This is a genomic window from Rhizobium hidalgonense, from assembly GCF_005862185.2.
Classification (GTDB): domain Bacteria; phylum Pseudomonadota; class Alphaproteobacteria; order Rhizobiales; family Rhizobiaceae; genus Rhizobium; species Rhizobium hidalgonense.
Genome location: NZ_CP054027.1, coordinates 3,335,057 through 3,357,548 on the forward strand (window position 1 = coordinate 3,335,057; position 22,492 = coordinate 3,357,548).

Here is a 22,492-nt window from a genome sequence, read left to right on the forward strand (position 1 = left end):
ATCAAAATTGACTCGGTGCCCACTCGTGAATCTCTGGGCAGCGCTGCCCGCCGGCGTCCAACATCTGGTGCGGCGCGATATGGTCCCGGAGTAGTCGCGTTATTCCGTTTCGCCGGCGACGAATTGGTTGGAAACGTCGGCACACATTCCGTCATCCTCGGCCTTGAGCCGAGGATCCATGCCCCTGTCGGTGAATGTTGGCGTGGATGCTCGGCTCAAGGCCGAGCATGACGGAGGTTGGGTTGGGCCGAAGGGCACATTCATGCCGCGAGCGCTTCGATAGGCATGGGTGCGAGACCACAAACCAAACCGCCCGCGCGCCCTAAAACGAAACCGCCTTGCCCTTCTTGAACGGCTCCATGCCCCGGCGCGCAAGTTCGTCGGCGCGTTCGTTTTCCGGGTGGCCGGCGTGGCCTTTCACCCAGTGCAGCGTCACCTTGTGGCGGTCACGGGCCGCCTCCAGCGCCTGCCAGAGTTCGGCATTCTTCACCGGCTTCTTGTCGGCGGTTTTCCAGCCGTTTTTCTTCCAGCCGAAGATCCACTTGGAGATACCGTCCTTGACGTAGGCGCTGTCGGTATAGAGATCGACCTCGCAAGGGCTCTTCAGGGCCTGCAGTGCGGAGATCGCCGCCAGCAGTTCCATGCGGTTGTTGGTGGTGTCGGCCTCGCCGCCGCACAGCTCCTTTTCGACGTCGCCATAGCGCAGCACGGCGCCCCAGCCGCCGGGGCCGGGATTGCCGGAGCATGCGCCGTCGGTGAAGATATCGACGTGTTTCATAGGCTCAATCCGTATTCGGCGGCCGAGCCGATCTGGCGGTGGAAGCGCAGCTTGCGGAGATATTCGAGCGGGTCCTTCTTGGTGACCATGGCGCCTTCAGGCGTCGTCAGCCAGTCATAGAGCCGGGTCAGGAAGAAACGTAGCGCCGACCCGCGCGACAGCACCGGCAGGGCAGCGATCTCTTCGCCGCTCAACGGCCGGACACTCTGATAACCCTCGAGCATCGCCGTGCCCTTGGTGATGTTGTAGGCGCCGTCCTTTTCGAAACACCAGGCATTCAGGCAAATCGAGACGTCATAGGAGAGCAGGTCGTTGCAGGCGAAATAGAAATCGATCAGGCCGGAGAGCTGATCGCCGAGGAAAAAGACATTGTCGGGGAAGAGATCGGCATGAATGACGCCGGCCGGCAGGCTCTTCGGCCAGGCGGTGGAGAGGAAATCGAGTTCGCCGCGGATTTCGTCCTGGAGGCCGGGCTCGACCTCGCCGGCGCGATCTTCCGATTTTTCCCAGAGGCCGCGCCAGCCGTCGATCGACAGGGCGTTCGGGCGCGTGAGCGCAAAACCATCGCCGGCCACATGCATCTCGGCCAGGGCCCTGCCGACCTCGCGGCAATGTTTCGCCTCCGGCTTTCTCAGCCACATGCCTTCGAGAAAGGAGATCAGCGCGGCCGGGCGGCCGGAGAGTGAGCCGAGCAGCGCGCCGTCGCGCCTTGGCAGCGGCAGCGGGCAGGAGAGGCCGCGGGCGGAAAGATGCTGCATCAGGCCGAGAAAGAACGGCAGGTCGGTCTTTTCCACGCGCTTCTCATAGAGCGTGAGGATCAGCGGGTCCTTGGAGGTGTGCAGCAGAAAATTGGAGTTTTCGACGCCTTCGGCGATCCCCTTATAGGAGAGCAGCGTGCCCGTGTCATATTCCGTCAGGAACCATTTCAGATCGTCTTCGGCGATATCGGTATAGACTGCCAAGGGAGGTCTCGTCTTTGCACTGTTGATATTGGCTCCGCCGCATCGACCATCCGGCGTCGCGACAAGGTTTTCAGGATGAAGATCAGCCGTTGACGAAGGCCATGTCGGCCGCCGTCAGCTCGATGCTGCGCAATTCGCGGTTGACCAGGAAATTCTCGGTTTCCTGCACCGTTTCGGCCAGTTCGACCTGAGCGTCGAAACGGGCGCGGAAAGCCTCGATGATCTCGTTGACGATGACCTCGGGGGCGGAGGCGCCGGCGGAAAGGCCGAGCGTCGAAATCGCGCCGATCTCCTCCCAGTCGAGTTCGGCGGCGCGCTGCACCAGGATCGATTTCTTCGCCCCTGCCCTCAGCGCCACTTCGACGAGGCGTTTGGAATTGGACGAATTCGGCGCGCCGACGATGATGAAAAGATCGCAGCCGGGGGCCGCCTGCTTCACCACTTCCTGGCGATTGGTCGTCGCATAACAGATCGAGTCGGCCGCCGGCGCGGTCAGGTTCGGGAAGCGCTGGTGCAGCCGGGCGATTACGCCGGCCGTATCGTCGACCGACAGCGTCGTCTGGGTGACGTAACCGAGATTGTCGGGATCGGCGGGAACGTAGGCGTCGGCATCCTCGATCGTCTCGATCAGCGAAACCGAACCCTCCGGCAGTTGACCCATCGTGCCGATCACCTCGGGGTGGCCGGCATGGCCGATAAGCACGACATGGCGGCCGAGGCGATTGTGGCGCATCGCCTGCTTGTGTACCTTGGAGACCAGCGGGCAGGTGGCGTCAAGATAAAAGAGATTGCGGCTCGCCGCATCCTCCGGCACGGATTTCGGCACGCCATGGGCGGAGAAGACCACCGGCTGGGCGCGGTGCTCGGCCGGGATCTCGTCCAGTTCCTCGACGAAGACGGCACCCTTGGCCTCCAGCCCCTCGACGACATAACGATTATGGACGATCTCGTGGCGCACATAGACCGGCGCGCCATAGGATTTCAGCGCCAGCACGACAATCTGGATCGCCCGGTCGACGCCGGCGCAGAAGCCGCGCGGCCCGCAGAGCCTGATCGTCAAGGGAGGTTTCGCCGCAATATTCATGTCTTTTCCGTCAAAATTCCGTACCGCGTCGGGATAAGCGACCTCTAGCCCAATATGGCCGGGAATTGAAGCAATACTATTGCGCGGGCTGCTTGCCGGGTTTGCGGAAACAGGAGATCGCCACCACGACAACAAGCACGGCGGCAAGCCCGTACCAGGTGAAGGCATATTGCAGATGGTCGTTCGGCAGATCGACCTGGGTGACGCCGCCGATCGGCAGGCCGGCCGGGTTGGGCGTGGAATCGGCGTCGACGAAAAACGGGATGACGCGGGCCTTTTCCAGCCCGACGCTCTCTGCCATCACGTCGAGATCCTTCCAGTAGAAGATATTCTTGGCGACGTCGTTGTCTGGCACCACCCAGGAGGGTTTGCCGGGCAGTTTGGCACGCGCCAGGCCGGTGACGGTCTGCTGATCCGTCAACTGGCCCTGCATGCGCATTTCCGGCTCCTTGTTTTCATAGGGAACAAAGCCGCGATTGACCAGGAGGGTGCGCCCGTCGGCAAGCTCAAGCGGGGTATAGACGTAAAAGCCGGTCTGGCCCTGCCAGGTGGCGAAGAAGTGCCGCTCCTTGTTGTTGATGTAGCGCCCGGTGGCGGTGACCTTGCGGTATTCGATATCACCGCCTGAAGCCGCCATCGCCTCGATCTCGGCGAGCGGCACCGGAGCGGCCGCCTGGCGCGCGGCGATATCGGCAAGCAGGCCTTCCTTCCAGTGGAGGCGCTCCATCTGCCAGGTGCCGAGCGAAATCAGGATGGAAAGCGCGATCAGCACCAGGATGCCGGTTGCCACAGGCAATAGGCGGCGCGGCGCGGCATGTTGGGTATCAGTCACTCAGGCGTCCTTCGCGGGCATTGTGGCGATATTGCATGGCGATCAAGATGCCCTTGAACCAGCGCAGCGTCGCGAGCGACAGAATAATCGTCAGCGGAGCAAAGAGCAGGATATGCACCCAGATCGGCGGGGCGTAATTCACCTGCAGCCACAGCACCATGCCGATGACGATGAAGCCGACGATGAGGATGACGAAGACGGCGGGGCCGTCGCCGGCATCGGCGAAGGAATAATCGAGGCCGCAGGAGGCGCAGCGCGGCTTCAGGCCGAGCAGGCCATCGAACAGTTTTCCCTGGCCGCAGCGCGGGCAGCAGCCCTTGATGCCTGTTTTGACCGGATCGACCGGCGGATAGTGGGCGCTGTCCTCGCTCATGCCATTCCTTCTGACAATTCCATGCTGCCTTAACTCTCCCATAAAGTATTCGCATCCCGAATGGAAATGCCTGCGCGGACCCCTGAGCGATTCGTGCCAAACAGAAGAAGAAGACTGATGACCAATGACAACCATGCCGGACAGATCATTATTTTGAACGGTGCGCCGCGCAGCGGCAAATCCAGCATTGCGCGCGCAATCCAGGACGAATTCGAGGGACCGTGGATCAACCTCGGCGTCGATAGCTACAATGCCATGACCCCGAAGCGCTACCTGCCCGGCATCGGCCTGAGGCCGGGCGGCGAGCGGCCGGAGCTCGAAGAGCTGGTGCCGTTCCTCTATGCCGCGCTGTACGAATCGATCGCCATCCATGCCGGATTGGGGCTCAATGTGGTGGCCGATCTCGGCCATCATGACAGCTATTCCGAGCCGCTCGGCATTCTCGGCGACTGCGCCCGCCGCCTGGAAGGCTTCTCAGTGCTGTTCGTCGGCGTGCGCTGTCCGATCGAGACGATCATGCGGCGGCGGGAATTCAAACAGGAAGGCCGCGAGACACTATATGTAAGAGCCACCGAGGAGACGCCCGTGCCGGAGCCAGTGCAGCGCTGGCAGGACGAGGTGCACCGGCCCGGCGTCTATGACATGGAGGTCGATACATCAGTCCTGACCGCGCTCGAATGCGCCGAGGCGATCCGCCATCAATTGGATCTCGGCATTCCCGAACCCTCGGCCTTCGAACGGATCGCCGGCGGGCGGTGAGGGTTTCGTGTTTCAAAAGAAGGCCGAGAATGCGGGATCGATAGCGATGGGGATTGAATTTCTGCAAGTGAAAAAGGTCGAAGAGTGGCGGGCCCATCATGCCATCCGGCGGCACGTTTTGTTCGATCTGCGCGGCCTCGACGGCTACGATGATACGCATCCGGATGAACATGCACCTGGCCATATGCCGCTGCTGCTCAGGAAAGACGGCGTCGCCCTCGGCACGGTCCGCCTCGATCTGTCGGAAGGCACGACCGGCATCGTGCGACTTGTCGCCATCATGCCGGAATATCAGAGACAGGGTCTGGGGCGGATTTTGATGTCCGAGGTCGAGAGATTATCGGCAAGCCGGGGCCTCAGCCGCCTGGAGGTCTATGCCGCGCCGGATGCCGTTCCTTTTTATGAAAAGCTGGGTTGGGTGATGGTCGACGCTGGCAAGATCAGCCCGCTGATGGCGAAGGAAATCCAGTCCTCCGATCATGGCAGCGGATCGGGCGACGGTCCCAGATCGCCGCTCTAACTTTGCGCTGCCGTTTTCGATTCCGGGCTGCTTTGTCCCAGACGCGGCTCCGTCCCTGCCAGCAGCCGCTGAATGTTGGCGCGATGGCGCACGATCACATAAATGCCGCCTGATATCACCAGCAAGCGATAGGGTAAGGGCTGCTCCAGGCCGCAGATGAGGGCGATTGCAGTCAGAGCCGCCAGCATCGAACCAAGGGAAACAATCCGGAAGACGGCGAGCACAATACCAAAAACCGTCAGAGCACCCAATCCCACCGGCCAGGATATCGCGAGCACCAGGCCGAGCCCCGTCGCAACCGATTTGCCGCCTTTGAAATTCAGCCAGATCGAACGGCTATGCCCCAGCAATGCGGCAAGTCCGGCCAGGCAAACGGCCCAGGGAAGCCAGGCATGTAGATCAAGCGCAGCCGGCGGCATGTCGTGTAGCAATCCGTGGAGCCACGGATAAAACCAGCGGCCAAAGAGGATCGCCCCTGCGCCTTTCAGTACATCCACCAGGAGCACAGCCAAGGCAGGCCATTTCCCCAGGGTTCGCAACACGTTCGTCGCCCCGGTGGATCCAGAGCCTTGGTTGCGAATATCGATGCCGCGGAGCAGTTTGCCCGCGAGGTAACCCGTCGGTGTGGAACCAATGACATAAGCGATCGCCAATCCAGCCACACCAGCTAGACCTTCAAATACCAGGCAATCATCATTCTGTCGTCTGCGCCTCGCGTAAACCAACGATGGCGAGGGGAGAAGAGATTTGCGGCAGCCGCTTCCTTCCTCATTGACAAGAACGGAGCGCGGAGGAACCGCCAACAAAAAAGGCGGGCACCAGGCCCGCCTTCTGCTTGTATATCGCTCTGATCAGCCGGCTGCGACCGGTGCGCCCCAGCCGCCCCAGACGTAGATGCAGAAGAACAGGAACAGCCAGACGACGTCGACGAAGTGCCAGTACCAGGCGGCGGCCTCGAAGCCGAAATGCTGTTTCGGGGTGAAATCGCCGCGCAGCGACCGGATCAGGCAGACCAGCAGAAAAATGGTGCCGATGAGGACGTGGAAACCGTGGAAGCCGGTCGCCATGAAGAAGGTCGCGCCGTAGATCGAATTCTTGAAGGCGAAGGGCGCGTGGGCATATTCATAGGCCTGGACGCTGGAGAAGAAAATGCCAAGCAGCACCGTCAGCGTCAGGCCCTGGATCAGGCCCTTACGGTCGTTGTGCAGCAGCGCATGGTGCGCCCAGGTGACCGTCGTGCCGGAGAGCAGCAGGATAACGGTGTTGTAGATCGGCAGGTGCCAGGGGTCGAGAACCTCGATGCCCTTCGGCGGCCAGGTGCCGCCGGTATAGAGCAGGCGCGAGGCCTGGATCGCCTCGTTCGGATAGAGGCTGGCGTCGAAATAGGCCCAGAACCAGGCGACGAAGAACATCACTTCCGAGGCGATGAACATGATCATGCCGTAGCGCAGGTGCAGCGAAACGACGCGGGTATGAGAGCCCTCATGGGCTTCCTTCACCGTATCGGCCCACCAGCCGTACATGACGTAGAGAACCAGCGCGAAGCCGATGTAGAAGAGCCAGGGATTGGCAAGCTCGGCGCCGGCGACCTTGAACGAGCCGCCGTTCAGGTAGCGCATATAGCAGACGCCGCCGATCGCCATGATGAAGGCGCCGAGCGAGGCGAGAATCGGCCACGGGCTCGGATCGATGATGTGGTAGTCGTGATTCTTCTGATGAGCATCGGCCATGTAGCTATCCCCGGATGTCTTCCTTCACTCCGCTCCCGGCATAGCCGGAAACGAGCCTTGATCAAAGTTTCTTTTCACTCTTTACCGCTCCACCCTCATTCGAAGCCAAAGGCTTCGGACCCTCTTTCGGGTAGAACGTATATGACAGCGTCACCGTATGGATATTCTTGGATTCCACCGCCTTGACGATCTCAGGGTCGATGTAGAACACCACCGGCATGTCGAGCTTCTCGCCCGGCTTCAGGTCCGTTTCCGTAAAGCAGAAACATTGCACCTTGTTGAAATAGACGCCCGCCTCGCCCGGCGTGACGTTGAACACCGCCTGGCCACGCTGCGTCTCGTTCGAACGATTCTCGGCGGTGAAATTCACCTGTATGGTTTCGCCGATCTTCGGATTGACCTCGCGCTCGACCGGCTTGAAATCCCATTGCAGGCCGGGCGCGACATTAGCGTCGAAGGTGACGCGCATCGTGCGGTCGAGCACGACGCTCGACACCTGGTCGACGCGCTGCGTCGTGCCGTTATAGCCGGTGACCTGGCAGAAGATCCGGTAGAGCGGCACGGCGGCATAGCTCATCGCGCCCATGCCGAAGACGAAGCTCAGGCACATCATGACGACGGCGCCGTTGTTGCGGCCCTGTTTCTTCGGTGCGGCGGGGCTGTCGCTCATCCGGCCATTCCCCCGCCGATCTTCACGATGGTGATCGCGTAGAAGAGAATGACGAGGCCGGCCAGCACCAGCCCGAGGGCGATGTTGCGGTTGCGGCGCGACTTCATCTGCTTTTCGGTGAGCTTGACGAGATCCATCAGAACCAACCTCCCGCATGCGAGACCAGCATCGACGCCAGCCGGTCGATCATCAGAGCGGAGAACACGGCGAAGAGATAGAAGATCGAGAAGGCGAACAGCTTCTTTGCTGGGATCATCTTCAGATCGCCGTCGGGCATCCGCCAGACGGCGATGGAACAGTAGATGAAGATCGCGCCGAGGGCTGCCGCCACCAGGCCGTAACCGAAGCTCGCAAAACCGAGGAAGGACGGCAAAACCGCGCAGACGGCGGTCAGCACCGCATAGGCGACGATCTGATGCTTGGTCGCCCGCTCGCCGGCAACGTTCGGCAGCATCGGCACGCCGACGGCTTCGTAGTCGCGCATCTTGAACAGGGCCAGCGCCCAGAAATGCGCCGGCGTCCACAGGAAGATGATGAGGAAGAGAACGGTGCTTTCGATCGTCACGCTGTTGGTCACGCAGGCCCAGCCGATCATCGGCGGGAAGGCGCCGGCGGCGCCGCCGATGACGATGTTCTGCGGCGTCGAGCGCTTCAGCCACATGGTGTAGACGACGGCATAGAAGAAGATGGTGAAGGCGAGGATACCAGCCGAGAGCCAGTTGACGGCGAGGCCGAGGATAACGACCGAGAAGCCAGACAGCACCAGGCCGAAGGCCAGAGCCTCAGAGGGCGCGATACGGCCGGCCGGGATCGGACGGTTGGCGGTGCGGCTCATGATGGCGTCGATATCAGCATCGTACCACATGTTGAGCGCGCCGGAGGCGCCGGCGCCGACGGCGATACAGAGAATGGCGATCAGGCCGAGAACGGGATGGATGTGGCCCGGCGCCAGCACCAGGCCGGCAAAGGCGGTGAAGACCACGAGCGACATCACCCGCGGCTTCAGCAATTCGAAATAATCGCGTGCACTCGCTTCCGACAATTCGCCGTCCTTTGCAAGTACCTCGTGATTGTCGATGACCGTCATTATTCCGTCCTGAGTATCAGAATAGCAGGACGCCGTAACAAATGCGGCGTCCTGATACCCGCGCAATTACTTGATGCGCGGAAGCTGTTCCCACTGGTGATAGGGCGGCGGCGAAGGCAGCTGCCATTCGAGCGTCGTTGCGCCCTCACCCCACGGATTGTCACCGGCGAGGCGCTTCTTGGCGAAGGCTTCGAAGACGCCGAAGAGGAAGATCAGCACACCGAAGGCCGAGATGTAGGAGCCGATCGAGGACACATAGTTCCAGCCGGCAAAGGCATCCGGATAATCGATGTAGCGGCGCGGCATGCCGGCAAGGCCGAGGAAATGCTGCGGGAAGAACACCAGGTTGACGCCGATGAACATGATCCAGAAATGCAGCTTGCCGACAAACTCGTTGTACATGTAGCCGGTCATCTTCGGGAACCAGTAGTACCAGCCGGCGAAGATCGCAAAGACCGCGCCGAGCGACAGAACGTAGTGGAAATGGGCCACGACGTAATAGGTGTCATGCAGCGAGCGGTCGAGACCGGCATTGGCGAGCTGGACCCCGGTGACGCCGCCGACCGTGAACAGGAAGATGAAGCCGATCGCCCAGAGCATCGGCGTGCGGAACGAGATCGAGCCGCCCCACATCGTCGCGATCCAGGAGAAGATCTTCACACCCGTCGGAACGGCGATGACCATCGTCGCGAAGACGAAGTAGCGCTGCGCGTCGAGCGACAGGCCGACCGTATACATGTGGTGGGCCCAGACGACGAAGCCGACGGCGCCGATCGCGACCATGGCGTAGGCCATGCCGAGATAACCGAAGATCGGCTTCTTCGAGAAGGTCGAGATGATGTGGCTGACCATGCCGAAGCCCGGCAGGATGAGGATGTAGACCTCGGGGTGACCGAAGAACCAGAACAGGTGCTGGTAGAGGATCGGGTCGCCGCCGCCTTCCGGAGAGAAGAAGGAGGTGCCGAAGTTACGGTCGGTGAGCAGCATGGTGATGCCGCCCGCCAGAACCGGCAGCGACAGCAGAAGCAGAAAGGCGGTGATCAGCACCGACCAGGCAAACAGCGGCATCTTGTGCAGCGTCATGCCCGGAGCGCGCATGTTGAGGATCGTGGTGATGAAGTTGATCGCACCGAGGATCGACGAGGCGCCGGCAATATGGAGCGCGAAGATCGCCAGGTCGACCGCCGGACCGGGCGTACCGCTGGTCGCCAGTGGCGGATACATCGTCCAGCCGCCGCCGGTGCCATAGGCGCCTGCCGGGCCCTCGACGAACATCGACAGCAAGAGCAGCGCGAAGGCCGGAACTATCAGCCAGAAAGAGATGTTGTTCAGGCGCGGGAAAGCCATGTCGGGCGCGCCGATCATGATCGGCACCATCCAGTTGGCAAAACCACCGATCATCGCCGGCATGACCATGAAGAAGATCATGATCAGCGCGTGCGCTGTCGTGAACATGTTGAACATCTGCTTTGCGCCGTCGATCGCCGCATCGCCCTCATAGCCGTAGACCATCGAGGCCAGGCCGTGGAAGATCTGGATGCCAGGCTCCTGCAGCTCCATGCGCATGGCAACCGACAGCGCGCCGCCGATGATGCCGGCGATGATCGCGAAGATCAGATAGAGTGTGCCGATGTCCTTGTGATTGGTCGAGAACAGCCAGCGATTGGCAAAGCTCGGCTTGTGCCCGTGATCGTGGTGGTCGTGATCATCGTGGGCGTGGTCATGAGCGTGACCGTGAGAATGATCGTCGTGAGCGGAAGGTCCAGCCATTGTCCCGATCCCCTTAATTACTGTGCTTCGGCGACGTCGAGGGTCTTTGCGGGACCATCGGTTGCGGCCATGAGTGTCTTGTAGGCGCCGGGCAGGTCGCTGGCGGCTGCCGTCAGCCACTGCTTGTACTTGTCCTCGGAGACGACGCGGATGGCGATCGGCATGAACGCATGGTCCTTGCCGCAGAGCTCGGAACACTGGCCATAGAACAGGCCTTCGCGCTCGGCCTTGAACCAGGTCTCGTTCAGGCGGCCCGGCACGGCGTCGATCTTGACCCCGAAGGACGGCATGGCGAAAGCGTGGATGACGTCGGTCGGCGCCGAGGTCACGAGAACGCGCACCGTCTTGCCGACCGGCAGGACCAGCTCGTTGTCGACGGCGAGCAGCCTGGGATAGACCGACTTGTCTTCCTTGCCGGCGGCTGCGCGATCCTGATCCTTGAGCAGGTAGCTATCGAAGGCCAGCGGGCTGTCGCCCGAACCTTCATATTCGTAGTTCCACTGCCACTGGGTGGCGGTCGCCTTGATCGTCACATCGGGGTTTTCAGGCAGCGTCAGCTGCGCCGTCAGCAGGTTGAACGAGGGAATGGCAAGCAGCAGCAGCACCAGGACCGGCCCCACGGTCCAGGCAATCTCGATCATCGTGTTGTGGCTTGTCCTCGAGGGGACCGGGTTCGCGCTGGCGCGGAACTTGACGCAGACGACGATGAGCAGGACCAGAACGAAAAGCGTGATCGGAACGATAAACCACAGGGTATATTGTTCGAACCAGTGAATTTCCCGCATAATCGGCGTTGCCGCCGGCTGCAGCGTCGCCTGCCACGGCATTGGCTGGTCGGCATATGTGCCGGAAGCAAAAAGCAGACAGACCAGAGTGGTCAGGGCTGCATAAGCCTTCTTCATCACCTTATTATCTCCCTCGAGCGCTTGACCTGCAAAATAGAACGCAGAATCCTTGCCATCTTCAGCGCTTCAAACCACAGTTTGCCATTTGCCGCAACAGGCCAGAGCAATTGTCTATGCGGCATTTTTGCTGAAAGCATAGGCAGGCCGGAACGGCAAAACATCCCAAGTTTTTCATCAGCATATGAAAAATCGGCTTTCCGGCCAATCCGCGCGCCGCACATTCTTGCCGAAAGGTCCAATTTCCGCCGCAGTCCCCCGGTTTTCACGGGGTGGGGCTTTTCATTTTTGGTGGGCAGCTTCAACAATAGCCGCAAATGATTCGATATCCAGAGGTTTCCATGGGTTTCCGTTCCCTCGCGCAGTCGCTTCTCGTGACTGCCAGCATCGCGGCCGCAGCGGCGACGCCCGTTTTCGCGCAGCAACCCACACCGACGCCAGCCAAGCCCCCGGCTGCCGCGCCGGCCCCTGCCCCTGCCCCGGCGCAGCAGCCCTCGGCGGCCAACCCGAATATCCAGGTGTCGCCCGGCCAGACCCAGCCGCAGGCGCCGGGCACGGTGAAATCCAACCACGGCGCATGGTCCGTCGTCTGCGACAAGCCGGCCGGGGCTGCGACCGAACAATGCGCGCTGATGCAGAATGTCATCGCCGAGGATCGGCCGGAGGTCGGGCTTTCCGTCGTCGTCCTGAAGACCGCCGACCGCAAGTCGAAGATCCTGCGCGTGCTCGCACCCCTCGGCGTGCTGCTGCCGAACGGCCTCGGGCTCAATGTCGACGGCAAGGATATCGGCCGCGCTTATTTCGTGCGCTGCTTCGCCGACGGCTGCTATGCCGAGGTGGTGCTCGAGGACGAGCTGCTCAAAACCTTCCGCAGCGGCGCCCAGGCGACCTTCATCGTCTTCCAGACGCCGGAAGAAGGCATCGGCATTCCTGTTGATCTCAAAGGTTTTGCCGAAGGTTTCGACGCTCTGCCCTGAGGGCATGCAAGCGCGCAACGCAATTCCGCTCGCATTCCGTCTTCGCTGCACTTGCTCCAGAAGCCCCTCATACTCCGTCATGCTCGGGCTTGACCCGAGCATCCACGCGGCATCCATCAGTGCCGGACATGGATCCTCGGCTCAAGGCCGAGGATGACGGAGGACGAGGTGACGCACCAGCCAAACTTGGCGCCGGCGCATGGGGAGATCGGTCCGCTAGTGCGCCCTTGTGCCGCGGAAGGAGCAAAGCGATAAAATCGCTTGCTTCTCTTTCGAGGAGCATTCCATCTCCTGCGACGGCCCTACCCGATAATAATAATTCGACCGTAGGGCTTCACTCCTTATCATTAGGAGCCCTATCTAAGGCATAGGCGCATTCCCGAACGCATGCCCATTGGAGCCATATCATGACCACCGATCTCCTGACGCTATTCGATGCCGACGAAGCGACGATGCGCAAGCACGTGGCCGAGGCGCTGTCCGGCGCCGATGACGGCGAGCTTTATATCGAGCATGCGCAGGCCGAAGCGCTGAGCTTCGACAACGGCCGGCTGAAGGGCGGCAGCTTCAACACCGAGCAAGGCTTCGGCTTACGCGCCGTTGCCGGCGAAGCGGTGGGTTACGCCCATGCCGGCGATCTCTCGGTGGCGGCGCTGAAACGGGCGGCCGATGCGGTCGGCGCGGTGACGCGCGGTTATTCCGGCTCCTATGCCGCCGCTCCCCAGGGCACCAACAAGAAATTCTATGGCGACCAGAACCCGATCGGCCAGCCGAGCTTCGAAGAGAAGGTCAAGGTGCTGCAGGATATCGACGCCTATCTCAGGGGGAAGAACGATAAGGTGCGGCAGGTGACGGCCTCGGTCGCGGCGAGCTGGCAGGTCGTCGACATCCTGCGCGCCGATGGGCATCGCGTCCGCGACATCAGGCCGATGACGCGCATCAACATCTCCGTCATGGTCGGCGAAGGCGACCGGCAGGAAAGCGGCTCCTACGGCAGCGGCGGACGCATCGGCTTCGGCGATTTCATTGCCGAAGGCAGCTGGCAATATGGCGCCGATGAGGCGCTGCGACAGGCGCTCGTCAATCTCGAGGCGATCGATGCGCCGGCGGGCACGATGGACGTCGTGCTCGGCTCCGGCTGGCCGGGCGTGATGCTGCATGAGGCCGTCGGGCACGGGCTGGAAGGCGATTTCAACCGCAAGAAGACGTCGGCTTTTTCAGGCCTTCTCGGCCAGATGGTCGCCGCCCCCGGTGTCACCGTCGTCGACGACGGCACGATCGATAATCGCCGCGGCTCGATCACCATCGACGACGAGGGCACCCCGTCGGGCTACAACGTGCTGATCGAGAACGGTAAGCTCGTCGGCTATATGCAGGATCGGCAGAACGCCCGGCTGATGGGCATGCAGCCCACCGGCAACGGCCGCCGACAGGGTTATGCGCATGTGCCGATGCCGCGCATGACCAACACCTATATGCTCGGCGGCGACAAGACGCCTGAGGAAATCATCGCCTCGGTGAAGAAGGGCATTTATGCCGTTTCCTTCGGCGGCGGCCAGGTCGATATCACCTCCGGCAAATTCGTCTTCGGCTGCACCGAGGCCTATCTGATCGAAAATGGCAAGGTTGGCGCGCCGATCAAGGGCGCGATGCTGATCGGCAACGGCCCGGACGCGATGAAGCGGGTGTCGATGATCGGCAACGACATGAAGCTCGATACCGGCATCGGCAATTGCGGCAAGGGCGGCCAGTGGGTTCCGGTCGGCGTCGGTCAGCCGCATGTGCGCATGGATCAGATCACCGTTGGCGGCACGCAGACCTGAGGGGTGAGTGATGGTTGACATCGAAATCAGACCCTTTGCCGCCGATGACGCCGACGCCGTGCTGTCGGTGATCCTGCCGATCCAGCGCGAGGAGTTCGGCATCGATATATCAGCCGATGCGCAGCCGGATCTCCGGGTCATTCCGGATTTCTATCAGTCCGGCAAAGGTGAGTTCTGGGTCGCCGTCAAGGATGGTGCGATCATCGGCACGCTCGGGCTCAAGGATATCGGCAACAACCAGGCGGCGCTGCGCAAGATGTTCGTCTCAGCCGAGGTCCGCGGCCGCGAGCACGGCGTGGCGGCGCTGCTGCTCGACCGCCTGATCGCCCATGCCAGGGACGCCGGCCTCACCGATATCTTCCTCGGCACAACAGACAAGTTCGTCGCCGCCCATCGCTTCTACGAGAAGAACGGTTTTACCGAGATCGCCAAGAGCGCCCTTCCCCGCTCCTTCCCGCTGATGGCGGTGGACAGCAAGTTCTACCGCTATAAGGTCGGCTGACTCTCGCCGACATGCATCAGCTCTTCGCCACCTCGGCCGGCCGAAACAGCCACTTCCGTTCGATCGCGGCGGCGAGATCGAGATCGTTGTGACGGGCAAACAGCAGAAGATGACCGAGAACGTCGGCGGTCTCGTCGGCGAGATCGCGCTGCATGTCGTCGGGAGAGCGGCCCTTCGCACGGCCGCGGCCGGTCAGCCGGTTCCATGCCTGGGTCAATTCGCCCATTTCCTCCTGCAGCTTCAGCAGGAACCAGTCGGCATCGCGCTCGATATTGTTGGCAGCGACATGCACAGCGGATGAGGTTTCGAACTGGTCGGCAAGACGGCGCAACATGAACGTTCTCCTTTTGTTTATGGAGGAGACGCTGATTCCCGATGCTTGTCCAGAGTGAATTGCCTGAATGCTGCGGTGGCGATCAGCCTTGGTCCGGCAGCAGCATGCAGTCGTAGGAGCGCTGCTTCAGCGCATCGCAGGCCGAGACTGCGGCATCCTTGCTGGCGAAGCCGACGAAACGGGCGCGATAGATCTTGTTGGCGCCCTTCCCGACTGCCTCGGTATATGGCGAGGCGGAAACCAGCGGCGCACCGCCTTCAGACTTCGCCTGGGCGAGAAGTGCGCGCGCTGCATCGGCGCTCGGGGCGGCCGAGATCTGGATCTGCCAGTCACCATCGGTCTTTGCTGCAGACATTTTCGGCGCCTTGCCGGCGTTGAGGATTTCGTCCATCGCGACCGGACGTTCCAGCGGCACGACGGCGTCATCGGCATAGGCCAAGCTCTTAGCCGCGAGATCGTCGGCTGGGCGCGGTGCGCTGAGCGGCACCGGAACATCGGAAGCGTCGGCGGCCGACGCCACTTCCACAGGCTCCCTGGCGCCAACGCTCGCCACCAGCTTGGCGCCGCCGGAAGAGGAGGCACGGCCGAGATACCGGTCGAGCAGACCGGCCATCTTGGCGTCGCGGCTGCGGGCGGTGCGACCGCCGAGCACGACGCCGACGACGCGGCGGTTGCCGTCCCGGACGGCGCTGACGAGATTGAAGCCGGAGGCGTTGGTGTAACCGGTCTTGATGCCGTCCATGCCCTGGTAGCGGTACATCAGATTGTTGTGACCGCGCACGGTGCGGCCGCGGAAATTGAAGCTTGCCGCCGAAAACAGCCTGTATTCGTTCGGATAATTCTTCATCAGCGCGATGGCGAGCGTCGACATATCGCGCGCCGTGGTCACCTGGCGGCCGTCCGGCAGGCCGGAGGCGTTGACGAAGACGGTGCGGCTCATACCGAGCTGGCGGGCCTTGGCCGTCATCATCCGGGCAAAACCGCTTTCCGAGCCGCCGAGCGTCTCGCCCATGGCGGAGGCGGCGTCATTAGCGGACTTGATGATCATGCCATAGACCGCCTCGCGCACGGTGATCGTGCCGCCGGCCTTGACGCCGAGCTTGGTCGGCGGCCGGGCGGCGGCGTATTTCGACATTTTGATCGGGGTGTCCCAGGCAATCTTGCCGCGTTTCAACGCCTCGAAGGTGAGATAGAGCGTCATCATCTTCGTCAGCGAGGCCGGATGGTTCAGCGTATCGGCATTTTCGGCGGCGAGAACCTTGCCGGTCCGGGCATCGAGAATCAGCGAGGCGCTGCCGGCCAAGGCTGCAAGAGGTGCCGAAACGGCCAGCGTTACGGTCAAAACGGCCGCCAGAAGCGTTCTCATGCAGTTCCCCTTGATGCGTCGGCTCTCGATAGGATCGGCTCTTGTGCCGTAATGTGACAGAAGCGGCAAGTTTGGCGCGACTTTGAGGCAACTCCTATCATTTTTCTAGTCTTTTCATCGCCTTGGTTAACAGGAAATGAAAGCGCCGTGTGAAATCGGGATTCAGCAAGGCTTAAGCCGCGCTTGCTAGTTTCCCGGAAAAGAGCAACGGACGGCGCATGACGGGACAATTCAAGCGACTGGCAAAACGCGCGGCGATCGGCGCCGGGCTCGAGGTTTCCTGGCTCATCGCCGCCGCCGGGCTGATGCGGCAAGCGCGCGGACGCGGCCTGGTCTTCACGCTGCATCATGTTCGGCCGCACGTGGCCCAGGCTTTCGAGCCGAATGCGCATCTCGAAATCACCCCCGGCTTTCTCGATACGGCGCTGCGGCGGCTGCGGCGGGAGGGCTATCGCTTCGTACCGCTCGATCATGTGCCGGCGCTGCTGGCCGAGCCCGAGGGCGGCAAGCCGTTTGCCGCCTTCACGCTCGACGACGGCTACATCAACAATCTGGAGCACGCGCTGCCGGTGTTCGAACAGCATCGGGCGCCGTTTACGGTTTTCGTCGCAAAGGGCTTTGCCGAAGGTTCCCACAGCATCTGGTGGGAGACACTCGCCGTGCTGTTGCGCCGGTTGGGCGAAATCCGCTTCGATTTCGGCCGCGGCAGCGAGCGCTTAGCGCTCGACGATCCGCAGCAGCAGTGGAATGCCTTCGACCGCTTCGCCGGGTATATCCACCGATCCGACGAGGCGCGCGCGGTGGCGGCAATCGACATGCTGGCGCGGGAAAACGGCATCGAGCCGACCGATATCACGCGCGAGCTGGTCATGGGGCCTGGTCAGTTGCGATGGCTCGCGAGCCATCCGCTCGCCACACTCGGCGCCCATACGATCAGCCATCGGGCGCTGGCCCGCCTGCCGGATGCCGAAGCGCGAATCGAAATGCAGGTTTCGGCCGATTACGTCGAGGCGGTGACCGGCATCCGTCCCAAGACGATCGCCTATCCCTACGGCACGCCGGAGGCGGCTACCGCCCGCGAGGCGGCGATTGCCCGCGATCTCGGCTTTCAGCTTGCGGTGACCACCCAGCCCGGGCTGCCGGCAGCACGGCTGACCGGTTATCTCCCGCGCTTTTCGCTGAATGGCTTCTACCAGAAGCGACGCTATGTCTCGGCGCTCGCCTCCGGCATTCCGCTGAAGCTGATGGGAAAATAGGACAGCTTACGGATACATCCTGACCCTGTCCCATTTGCCTTCCGGTAACGGCCGGCGAAATTCGATGCGGTCATGCAGGCGGAAGTTCTGGTCCTTCCAGAATTCGATCGAGGTCGGCCGGATGCGGAAGCCCGACCAATGGGCGGGACGCGGAATTTCGCCGATGGCATAACGGGCGGTATATTCGGCCACGGCCTTTTCAAGCGCGAAACGGCTTTCAAGCGGGCGGGATTGTTTCGACGCCCAGGCGCCGATGCGGCTACCGCGCGCCCGCGTCTTGAAATAGGCGTCCGCTTCGGCGTCGGTGACGATCTCGACCGGGCCGCGCAGCCTTACCTGACGGCGCAGGCTTTTCCAGTGAAAGCACATGGCGGCCTTTTTCTGGCCCAGAATTTCACGGCCTTTCTGGCTCTCGAAATTGGTGTAAAAGACGAAACCGTCGTCATCGAATCCCTTCAGGAGAACCATGCGGACATTGGGAAGACCATCCTCATCGACCGTTGCCAGCGCCACGGCGTTCGGGTCGTTGGGCTCGGAGGCCTCCGCTTCTCCAAGCCATTCGGCAAAGAGCTTGAAGGGTTCGCCACTTTCGGTAAAGTCACCGCTTGTTAACTCGTTTGCCGACATATTGGTTCAAATGCCCCGGATTTTTCAAAACTCGCCCAGCTTTTGGTAACTGGACAGGACGCAGGGTGGAAGTCATAGCAAAGTCATATCGCCATACAAAGGGCCTGCGGCGACGCAGCAGCACGTTCTTCGTCATCGGCGCTGCAATGCTTTCGCTTTCCGGCTGCCTGGCAGGCGGTATGGATTTCTTGAGCGAAGCCAAGGTCGACCGGTCGGTGGCGACCGGCACCGTGCCGCAGACGCCGCCGAGCACCGATACGCTGTCGGACGAGATGACCGTGCGCAACGCCGTGACCTCGGCCGACGTGCAAAGGCTCGAGGGTCAACCGCTTCCCTGGGCGAATGCATCGACGGGCAGCGCCGGCGTCATCGATACGATCGTCGAGAACAACGAATCAGGCCAGGTGTGCCGGCAGTTCCGCACGACCCGCCATTCCTATGTCGGCATCGCCAAATTCTACGGGAAGACCTGCTTGGTCGGCGGCGGCAACTGGCAGCTGTTGAGCTTTCAGCCGGAGAGCTGATCCGGCGGGTAAGCGAAGCCCTCCCAGGCACACTCCAAAATGTTGCGTTCCCGCGTGCGCGCCCCGAAAAGATGCGCGACGCCCTCCCAAACAGTTAATGCGCGACCGCTTTCTGCCGGATGCTTAGCGAAGAGCTAACCATTCGCCGCGAAACACCCCACATCTCTCCACAGAAATAACAAGTGATTAGCAACTCCGCCGCAGGATCGGCGTTGAAAGTGGCTCTTCCTGCCTTTGTGGCGGGTGGCGCCGCACAAGTTTTATTGGACGGGGATGCCGGGCAAGGACGTGGCTTCCCGCATCGCAACACCGGCGGTTTGACATGCGCGATCCTTATAAAATTCTGGGCGTCAACCGCGACGCGGCAGCAGACGAGATCAAGGCGGCTTGGCGCAATATGGCCAAGGCAGCCCATCCCGACCATAATCAAAGCGATCCGACGGCGACGGCCCGGTTCGCCGAGATCGGCCGCGCCTATGAAACGCTGAAGGATCCGCGCAAACGCAGCCTGTTCGACAATGCCGTGCGGATGGCGGAAGCCAAGAAGCAGGAACAGACGATCATGCAGCAGCGCCAGGCAGCGCGTGAGGCCGCCGTGCGCGCCAAGGCGGCGCAGGCCAATGCCGAGCGCGTGATGGAGGAGCTTGCGCGCGCCGCCCAGAAGGCGGCAGCCGACGGCTCCAGGCAGGCAGGATCGGCCGAGCCGGCCGAGGAAATGGTCGAGCGTATTTTCGGCGCCCAGGCGCGCGCTGCCGGCGGCGGCCAGGCGCAGGGTCGCACCCAGCAGGCGCAATATCAGCAGGCCCAGAACCAGCAGGCACAAAACCAGCAAGCGGGCGAGACCGGCAGGCGCGCGGATGGCGATGCCACTGAAGCCGCGGGCGACGAGGACGCCGGGGAGACGGCAGCCAATGCCGGCGCCAATCTTCCGCTGCCGCTCAGCATCCTCACATCCCTGGTGCGCCGTTTCACCGGCGCCAAGGATACGGGCCTCGAAAAAGCACCCGATGAGGTGACGACGGCGACAGTGACGATCGACGACGTGCTGAAGAGCAGCTGGATCACCGCGTCGCTGCCGGAAGGCCGCGAGATCGGCTTCGCATTGCCGGCAGGCACGAGGGATGGCGACGAAATCAGGCTCAAGGGCCAGGGCTTCAAGCTGCCGGGCATGCAGCGCGGCGATGCCGTCATCGCCATTCGCATTGCGCCCGATCCGCGCTTCACGGTCGATGGTTTCGATCTGCATGCTGTGCTGCCGCTCAGCATCGAAAATGCCGTGCTCGGCACCGAGGCGCGCATCGAGGGGCCGAGCGGGCCGCTCGACATTACCATCCCCGCCTGGTCGGGCTCGGACAAGACGATCAAAATCCCCGGCCAGGGATTGCCCCGCGAAGAGGGCGGCAGAGGCGATCTCGTCGTCGAATTGCGCATTATCCTGTGGGAAAAACCCGACGACAAGGTCACCGATCTCATGCGGAGCATGCGCGAAGGCCTGTTCCTGTGAAATATTTATGACTTTCGCACCCTTTGTTACGATACCTAACAGTTGATGATCCAGGCCAAGCTTGAACCGATTAGCGGCCTATGCCATAGGCAGGATCGATCAGAATTCCTAGGGAGCGAAATATGGCTCAAGCATCCGGCCTCATGGCAGGCAAACGCGGCGTCATCATGGGTGTCGCCAACAATCGTTCGATTGCGTGGGGTATTGCCAAGGCCATTCATGCGCAGGGCGGAGAAGTCGCGCTCACCTATCAGGGCGATGCGCTGAAGAAGCGCGTCGAGCCGCTCGCCGCCGAAATCGACGCGACGCTCGTCGGCCATTGTGACGTTGCCGACGAAGAAACCATCGACGCCGTTTTCGAAAACGTCGAGAAGCTCTGGGGCAAGATCGATTTCCTCGTGCATGCGATCGGCTTCTCCGACAAGGACGAGCTGACCGGCCGTTATGTCGACACCTCGGCCGACAACTTCGCCAAGACGATGCAAATCTCCGTCTATTCCTTCACCTCGGTCGCACGCCGCGCCGAGAAGCTGATGACGGATGGCGGCGCCATGCTGACGCTGACCTATTACGGCGCCGAAAAGGTGATGCCGAACTATAACGTCATGGGCGTCGCCAAGGCAGCACTCGAGGCGAGCGTCAAATATCTGGCCGTCGACCTCGGGCCGCAGAACATTCGCGTCAACGCCGTCTCGGCCGGACCGATCAAGACGCTTGCCGCCTCCGGCATCGGCGATTTCCGCTATATTCTGAAGTGGAACGAATATAACGCGCCGCTGCGCCGTACCGTCACCATCGAGGAAGTCGGCGATGTCGGCCTCTATCTGCTGTCGGACCTGTCGCGCTCCGTCACCGGCGAAGTGCACCATGCCGACAGCGGCTATCATGTCATCGGCATGAAGGCGGTCGACGCCCCCGACATTTCGGTCGTCAAGGACTGAAGCATTCCCGGAGCCTAGACCGTGCTTATCTACGTGATCAGACACGGTCAGACCGACTGGAATGCCGAGCGTCGCCTGCAGGGCCAGAAGGACATTCCGATGAATGCCACGGGCCTGGAGCAGGCCCGCCAGAACGGGCTGGCGCTCGGCGAAATTCTCGGCGACACAGTCGATGAATTCGATTTCGTCGCAAGCCCGCTGCAGCGCACGCGCGCGACCATGGAAATCGTCCGCGCCGCCATGGGCTTGCCGCCGCTTGCCTATCGCACCGATCGCAGGCTGGTCGAGATATCCTTCGGCGACTGGGAGGGCTCGACGCTCAAGGAGCTGAAGGCGACGCAGCGCGAGCGGGTGGCGGAGCGCAACGCCGCGAAATGGGATTTCATTCCGCCCGGCGATGACGCGGAAAGCTACGAGATCCTCTCCTGGCGCACCGGCTCTTGGCTGAACTCCGTCGACCGTCCGACGGTCTGCGTCACGCATGGCGGCGTCATCCGCACGCTTTTCCAGACGATTTCCGACTTGCCGAAGATCAGCGCTGCGGAAGGCGCAATCCCGCAGGACCGGATCGCCAGGATCGACACCGCTGAGCGGACGATCGTCTGGCTGTAGAGATTGCGAATTCGTACCATCGCCTGGCGGCACGTTAGCAGCTCAAGGCAAAATCGGGACATCCTGTCTGCCCCTCATCCGCCTGCCGGCACCGACCGCGGTCGAGCCACGGGTCTCGACCCCGGGAGAAGCGACAAGCCGCCAACCTCTCCGTTCCCCCACCGAGCTCTCGTGGGGCACGTCCCCTCGCCCCGTTTTTGCGGGGAGTGGGTTAGGGTAAGGGGCAGCCTTTGGGCACAAACCTCATTCTTAAAGTTGCCTACTTGACGATATCGAGATCGTTGATGACGCGCTTGCCGTCGACCTCGGTATAGAAGACGATGACCTTCACGCCGGCTTCGAGGCCGTCGAAATTGAACTCCTCGGGCGCCTGATAGGTTTTACCGTCATCGAGCGTCAACACCAGATTGGCGGTGTCGACCTTCTTAATCGTCGCCTCGACATCGGCGCTCTCGGCAAAACCGCTCATCGGGGACAGAAAACTTGCTGTTGCCAAAAGCGTGGCGACGACGAAACGCATGGCGACAATCCTTTTGAAACGCTGCACGAGAACATGACT

Annotated in this window: 27 protein-coding genes; 10 read left to right on the plus strand and 17 right to left on the minus strand. The window is 61.9% G+C overall.

Going from position 1 to position 22,492, the window contains the following annotated elements:
- Positions 1-322 precede the first annotated feature (322 nt).
- The 5 genes from rnhA to FFM81_RS16225 all read right to left on the minus strand — a co-directional run bounded on the left by rnhA (position 323) and on the right by FFM81_RS16225 (position 4,029).
- Complete coding sequence (gene rnhA, locus FFM81_RS16205) at positions 323-778, minus strand: ribonuclease HI (RefSeq protein WP_025415509.1); 456 nt, start codon at positions 776-778, stop codon at positions 323-325.
- Positions 775-1,740 carry a homoserine kinase gene (locus FFM81_RS16210; protein WP_097534736.1) on the minus strand — a complete coding sequence of 322 codons (966 nt, stop codon included), beginning with the start codon at positions 1,738-1,740 and terminating at the stop codon, positions 775-777. The genes rnhA and FFM81_RS16210 overlap by 4 nt, the downstream gene beginning before the upstream one ends.
- Before the next feature lie 82 nt (positions 1,741-1,822).
- Positions 1,823-2,824 (minus strand): 4-hydroxy-3-methylbut-2-enyl diphosphate reductase, encoded by a 1,002-nt coding sequence (gene ispH / locus FFM81_RS16215; protein WP_003569840.1) that lies wholly within the window; start codon positions 2,822-2,824, stop codon positions 1,823-1,825.
- Positions 2,825-2,900: 76 nt separating this feature from the next.
- Complete coding sequence (locus FFM81_RS16220) at positions 2,901-3,656, minus strand: SURF1 family protein (RefSeq protein ID WP_138385113.1); 756 nt, start codon at positions 3,654-3,656, stop codon at positions 2,901-2,903.
- Positions 3,649-4,029 carry a DUF983 domain-containing protein gene (locus tag FFM81_RS16225; RefSeq protein WP_097534740.1) on the minus strand — a complete coding sequence of 127 codons (381 nt, stop codon included), beginning with the start codon at positions 4,027-4,029 and terminating at the stop codon, positions 3,649-3,651. Before FFM81_RS16225 ends, FFM81_RS16220 begins: the two co-directional genes overlap by 8 nt.
- A gap of 117 nt (positions 4,030-4,146) precedes the next feature.
- Here FFM81_RS16225 and FFM81_RS16230 point away from each other — a divergent pair, with 117 nt between their 5' ends.
- Both FFM81_RS16230 and FFM81_RS16235 read left to right on the plus strand, forming a co-directional pair.
- Positions 4,147-4,788, plus strand: coding sequence for a chloramphenicol phosphotransferase CPT family protein (locus FFM81_RS16230; RefSeq protein WP_003569845.1), 642 nt, complete (start codon positions 4,147-4,149; stop codon positions 4,786-4,788).
- A 46-nt stretch (positions 4,789-4,834) separates the two neighbouring features.
- Positions 4,835-5,308 (plus strand): GNAT family N-acetyltransferase, encoded by a 474-nt coding sequence (locus FFM81_RS16235; RefSeq protein WP_138385112.1) that lies wholly within the window; start codon positions 4,835-4,837, stop codon positions 5,306-5,308.
- On the opposite strand, the gene plsY is transcribed toward FFM81_RS16235, so the two are convergent.
- The 8 genes from plsY to FFM81_RS16275 all read right to left on the minus strand — a co-directional run bounded on the left by plsY (position 5,305) and on the right by FFM81_RS16275 (position 11,772).
- Positions 5,305-5,994, minus strand: a complete 690-nt coding sequence (plsY, locus tag FFM81_RS16240) for a glycerol-3-phosphate 1-O-acyltransferase PlsY (RefSeq protein WP_138385197.1) — start codon at positions 5,992-5,994, stop codon at positions 5,305-5,307. The genes FFM81_RS16235 and plsY overlap by 4 nt on opposite strands.
- A gap of 165 nt (positions 5,995-6,159) precedes the next feature.
- Positions 6,160-7,038: a cytochrome c oxidase subunit 3 gene (locus FFM81_RS16245; RefSeq protein ID WP_003569853.1), complete on the minus strand. Its 879-nt coding sequence runs from the start codon at positions 7,036-7,038 to the stop codon at positions 6,160-6,162.
- A 61-nt stretch (positions 7,039-7,099) separates the two neighbouring features.
- The gene (locus FFM81_RS16250) at positions 7,100-7,708 is read right to left on the minus strand and encodes a cytochrome c oxidase assembly protein (protein ID WP_025415503.1); all 609 of its coding nucleotides are present in this window, start codon (positions 7,706-7,708) and stop codon (positions 7,100-7,102) included.
- Complete coding sequence (locus tag FFM81_RS16255) at positions 7,705-7,845, minus strand: hypothetical protein (protein ID WP_003569857.1); 141 nt, start codon at positions 7,843-7,845, stop codon at positions 7,705-7,707. The genes FFM81_RS16250 and FFM81_RS16255 overlap by 4 nt, the downstream gene beginning before the upstream one ends.
- Complete coding sequence (locus FFM81_RS16260; protein WP_003569859.1) at positions 7,845-8,795, minus strand: heme o synthase; 951 nt, start codon at positions 8,793-8,795, stop codon at positions 7,845-7,847. Before FFM81_RS16260 ends, FFM81_RS16255 begins: the two co-directional genes overlap by 1 nt.
- A gap of 66 nt (positions 8,796-8,861) precedes the next feature.
- On the minus strand, positions 8,862-10,565 hold the full coding sequence (gene ctaD / locus FFM81_RS16265) for a cytochrome c oxidase subunit I (protein WP_003569861.1): 1,704 nt from the start codon (positions 10,563-10,565) through the stop codon (positions 8,862-8,864).
- Between the two features lie 17 nt (positions 10,566-10,582).
- Positions 10,583-11,467, minus strand: coding sequence for a cytochrome c oxidase subunit II (coxB, locus tag FFM81_RS16270; protein ID WP_003569863.1), 885 nt, complete (start codon positions 11,465-11,467; stop codon positions 10,583-10,585).
- Positions 11,467-11,772, minus strand: coding sequence for a hypothetical protein (locus tag FFM81_RS16275; protein ID WP_128399274.1), 306 nt, complete (start codon positions 11,770-11,772; stop codon positions 11,467-11,469). Before FFM81_RS16275 ends, coxB begins: the two co-directional genes overlap by 1 nt.
- A gap of 12 nt (positions 11,773-11,784) precedes the next feature.
- On the opposite strand from FFM81_RS16275, the gene FFM81_RS16280 reads away from it, so the two are divergent.
- The 3 genes from FFM81_RS16280 to FFM81_RS16290 all read left to right on the plus strand — a co-directional run bounded on the left by FFM81_RS16280 (position 11,785) and on the right by FFM81_RS16290 (position 14,769).
- On the plus strand, positions 11,785-12,444 hold the full coding sequence (locus tag FFM81_RS16280) for an invasion associated locus B family protein (RefSeq protein WP_173883794.1): 660 nt from the start codon (positions 11,785-11,787) through the stop codon (positions 12,442-12,444).
- A 407-nt stretch (positions 12,445-12,851) separates the two neighbouring features.
- Positions 12,852-14,267: a metalloprotease TldD gene (tldD, locus tag FFM81_RS16285; RefSeq protein ID WP_138385111.1), complete on the plus strand. Its 1,416-nt coding sequence runs from the start codon at positions 12,852-12,854 to the stop codon at positions 14,265-14,267.
- A gap of 10 nt (positions 14,268-14,277) precedes the next feature.
- Complete coding sequence (locus FFM81_RS16290; protein WP_138385110.1) at positions 14,278-14,769, plus strand: GNAT family N-acetyltransferase; 492 nt, start codon at positions 14,278-14,280, stop codon at positions 14,767-14,769.
- A 16-nt stretch (positions 14,770-14,785) separates the two neighbouring features.
- Here FFM81_RS16290 and FFM81_RS16295 read toward each other — a convergent pair whose 3' ends face one another.
- Positions 14,786-15,103: a nucleoside triphosphate pyrophosphohydrolase family protein gene (locus FFM81_RS16295; protein WP_138385109.1), complete on the minus strand. Its 318-nt coding sequence runs from the start codon at positions 15,101-15,103 to the stop codon at positions 14,786-14,788.
- An 82-nt stretch (positions 15,104-15,185) separates the two neighbouring features.
- Entirely contained in the window at positions 15,186-16,469 is a 1,284-nt protein-coding gene (locus tag FFM81_RS16300) for a D-alanyl-D-alanine carboxypeptidase family protein (RefSeq protein WP_138385108.1), read from the minus strand.
- A gap of 218 nt (positions 16,470-16,687) precedes the next feature.
- Here FFM81_RS16300 and FFM81_RS16305 point away from each other — a divergent pair, with 218 nt between their 5' ends.
- Positions 16,688-17,725 (plus strand): polysaccharide deacetylase family protein, encoded by a 1,038-nt coding sequence (locus tag FFM81_RS16305; protein ID WP_025415496.1) that lies wholly within the window; start codon positions 16,688-16,690, stop codon positions 17,723-17,725.
- Positions 17,726-17,731: 6 nt separating this feature from the next.
- Here the strand turns inward: FFM81_RS16305 and pdxH are convergent, their stop codons facing one another.
- The gene (gene pdxH / locus FFM81_RS16310; protein WP_003569876.1) at positions 17,732-18,352 is read right to left on the minus strand and encodes a pyridoxamine 5'-phosphate oxidase; all 621 of its coding nucleotides are present in this window, start codon (positions 18,350-18,352) and stop codon (positions 17,732-17,734) included.
- Positions 18,353-18,417: 65 nt separating this feature from the next.
- Here pdxH and FFM81_RS16315 point away from each other — a divergent pair, with 65 nt between their 5' ends.
- The 4 genes from FFM81_RS16315 to FFM81_RS16330 all read left to right on the plus strand — a co-directional run bounded on the left by FFM81_RS16315 (position 18,418) and on the right by FFM81_RS16330 (position 21,933).
- Complete coding sequence (locus FFM81_RS16315; protein WP_003588112.1) at positions 18,418-18,876, plus strand: RT0821/Lpp0805 family surface protein; 459 nt, start codon at positions 18,418-18,420, stop codon at positions 18,874-18,876.
- Positions 18,877-19,198: 322 nt separating this feature from the next.
- Positions 19,199-20,380 (plus strand): DnaJ C-terminal domain-containing protein, encoded by a 1,182-nt coding sequence (locus tag FFM81_RS16320; protein WP_097534748.1) that lies wholly within the window; start codon positions 19,199-19,201, stop codon positions 20,378-20,380.
- A 122-nt stretch (positions 20,381-20,502) separates the two neighbouring features.
- On the plus strand, positions 20,503-21,321 hold the full coding sequence (fabI, locus tag FFM81_RS16325) for an enoyl-ACP reductase FabI (protein WP_003569881.1): 819 nt from the start codon (positions 20,503-20,505) through the stop codon (positions 21,319-21,321).
- 21 nt (positions 21,322-21,342) lie between these two features.
- Entirely contained in the window at positions 21,343-21,933 is a 591-nt protein-coding gene (locus FFM81_RS16330) for a histidine phosphatase family protein (RefSeq protein WP_025415494.1), read from the plus strand.
- 259 nt (positions 21,934-22,192) lie between these two features.
- Here the strand turns inward: FFM81_RS16330 and FFM81_RS16335 are convergent, their stop codons facing one another.
- On the minus strand, positions 22,193-22,453 hold the full coding sequence (locus FFM81_RS16335; RefSeq protein WP_003569889.1) for a DUF1344 domain-containing protein: 261 nt from the start codon (positions 22,451-22,453) through the stop codon (positions 22,193-22,195).
- Positions 22,454-22,492: the final 39 nt, after the last annotated feature.

Bases quoted from the DNA above. Each gene is read 5' to 3' on its own strand.
- rnhA (WP_025415509.1), bottom strand. From the start codon at position 778: ATGAAACACGTCGATATCTTCACCGACGGCGCATGCTCCGGCAATCCC.
- ispH (WP_003569840.1), bottom strand. From the start codon at position 2,824: ATGAATATTGCGGCGAAACCTCCCTTGACGATCAGGCTCTGCGGGCCG.
- FFM81_RS16225 (WP_097534740.1), bottom strand. From the start codon at position 4,029: ATGAGCGAGGACAGCGCCCACTATCCGCCGGTCGATCCGGTCAAAACA.
- FFM81_RS16230 (WP_003569845.1), top strand. From the start codon at position 4,147: ATGACCAATGACAACCATGCCGGACAGATCATTATTTTGAACGGTGCG.
- FFM81_RS16235 (WP_138385112.1), top strand. From the start codon at position 4,835: ATGGGGATTGAATTTCTGCAAGTGAAAAAGGTCGAAGAGTGGCGGGCC.
- FFM81_RS16245 (WP_003569853.1), bottom strand. From the start codon at position 7,038: ATGGCCGATGCTCATCAGAAGAATCACGACTACCACATCATCGATCCG.
- FFM81_RS16250 (WP_025415503.1), bottom strand. From the start codon at position 7,708: ATGAGCGACAGCCCCGCCGCACCGAAGAAACAGGGCCGCAACAACGGC.
- FFM81_RS16255 (WP_003569857.1), bottom strand. From the start codon at position 7,845: ATGGATCTCGTCAAGCTCACCGAAAAGCAGATGAAGTCGCGCCGCAAC.
- FFM81_RS16260 (WP_003569859.1), bottom strand. From the start codon at position 8,795: ATGACGGTCATCGACAATCACGAGGTACTTGCAAAGGACGGCGAATTG.
- ctaD (WP_003569861.1), bottom strand. From the start codon at position 10,565: ATGGCTGGACCTTCCGCTCACGACGATCATTCTCACGGTCACGCTCAT.
- coxB (WP_003569863.1), bottom strand. From the start codon at position 11,467: ATGAAGAAGGCTTATGCAGCCCTGACCACTCTGGTCTGTCTGCTTTTT.
- FFM81_RS16280 (WP_173883794.1), top strand. From the start codon at position 11,785: ATGATTCGATATCCAGAGGTTTCCATGGGTTTCCGTTCCCTCGCGCAG.
- tldD (WP_138385111.1), top strand. From the start codon at position 12,852: ATGACCACCGATCTCCTGACGCTATTCGATGCCGACGAAGCGACGATG.
- FFM81_RS16290 (WP_138385110.1), top strand. From the start codon at position 14,278: ATGGTTGACATCGAAATCAGACCCTTTGCCGCCGATGACGCCGACGCC.
- FFM81_RS16295 (WP_138385109.1), bottom strand. From the start codon at position 15,103: ATGTTGCGCCGTCTTGCCGACCAGTTCGAAACCTCATCCGCTGTGCAT.
- FFM81_RS16300 (WP_138385108.1), bottom strand. From the start codon at position 16,469: ATGAGAACGCTTCTGGCGGCCGTTTTGACCGTAACGCTGGCCGTTTCG.
- FFM81_RS16305 (WP_025415496.1), top strand. From the start codon at position 16,688: ATGACGGGACAATTCAAGCGACTGGCAAAACGCGCGGCGATCGGCGCC.
- pdxH (WP_003569876.1), bottom strand. From the start codon at position 18,352: ATGTCGGCAAACGAGTTAACAAGCGGTGACTTTACCGAAAGTGGCGAA.
- FFM81_RS16320 (WP_097534748.1), top strand. From the start codon at position 19,199: ATGCGCGATCCTTATAAAATTCTGGGCGTCAACCGCGACGCGGCAGCA.
- fabI (WP_003569881.1), top strand. From the start codon at position 20,503: ATGGCTCAAGCATCCGGCCTCATGGCAGGCAAACGCGGCGTCATCATG.
- FFM81_RS16335 (WP_003569889.1), bottom strand. From the start codon at position 22,453: ATGCGTTTCGTCGTCGCCACGCTTTTGGCAACAGCAAGTTTTCTGTCC.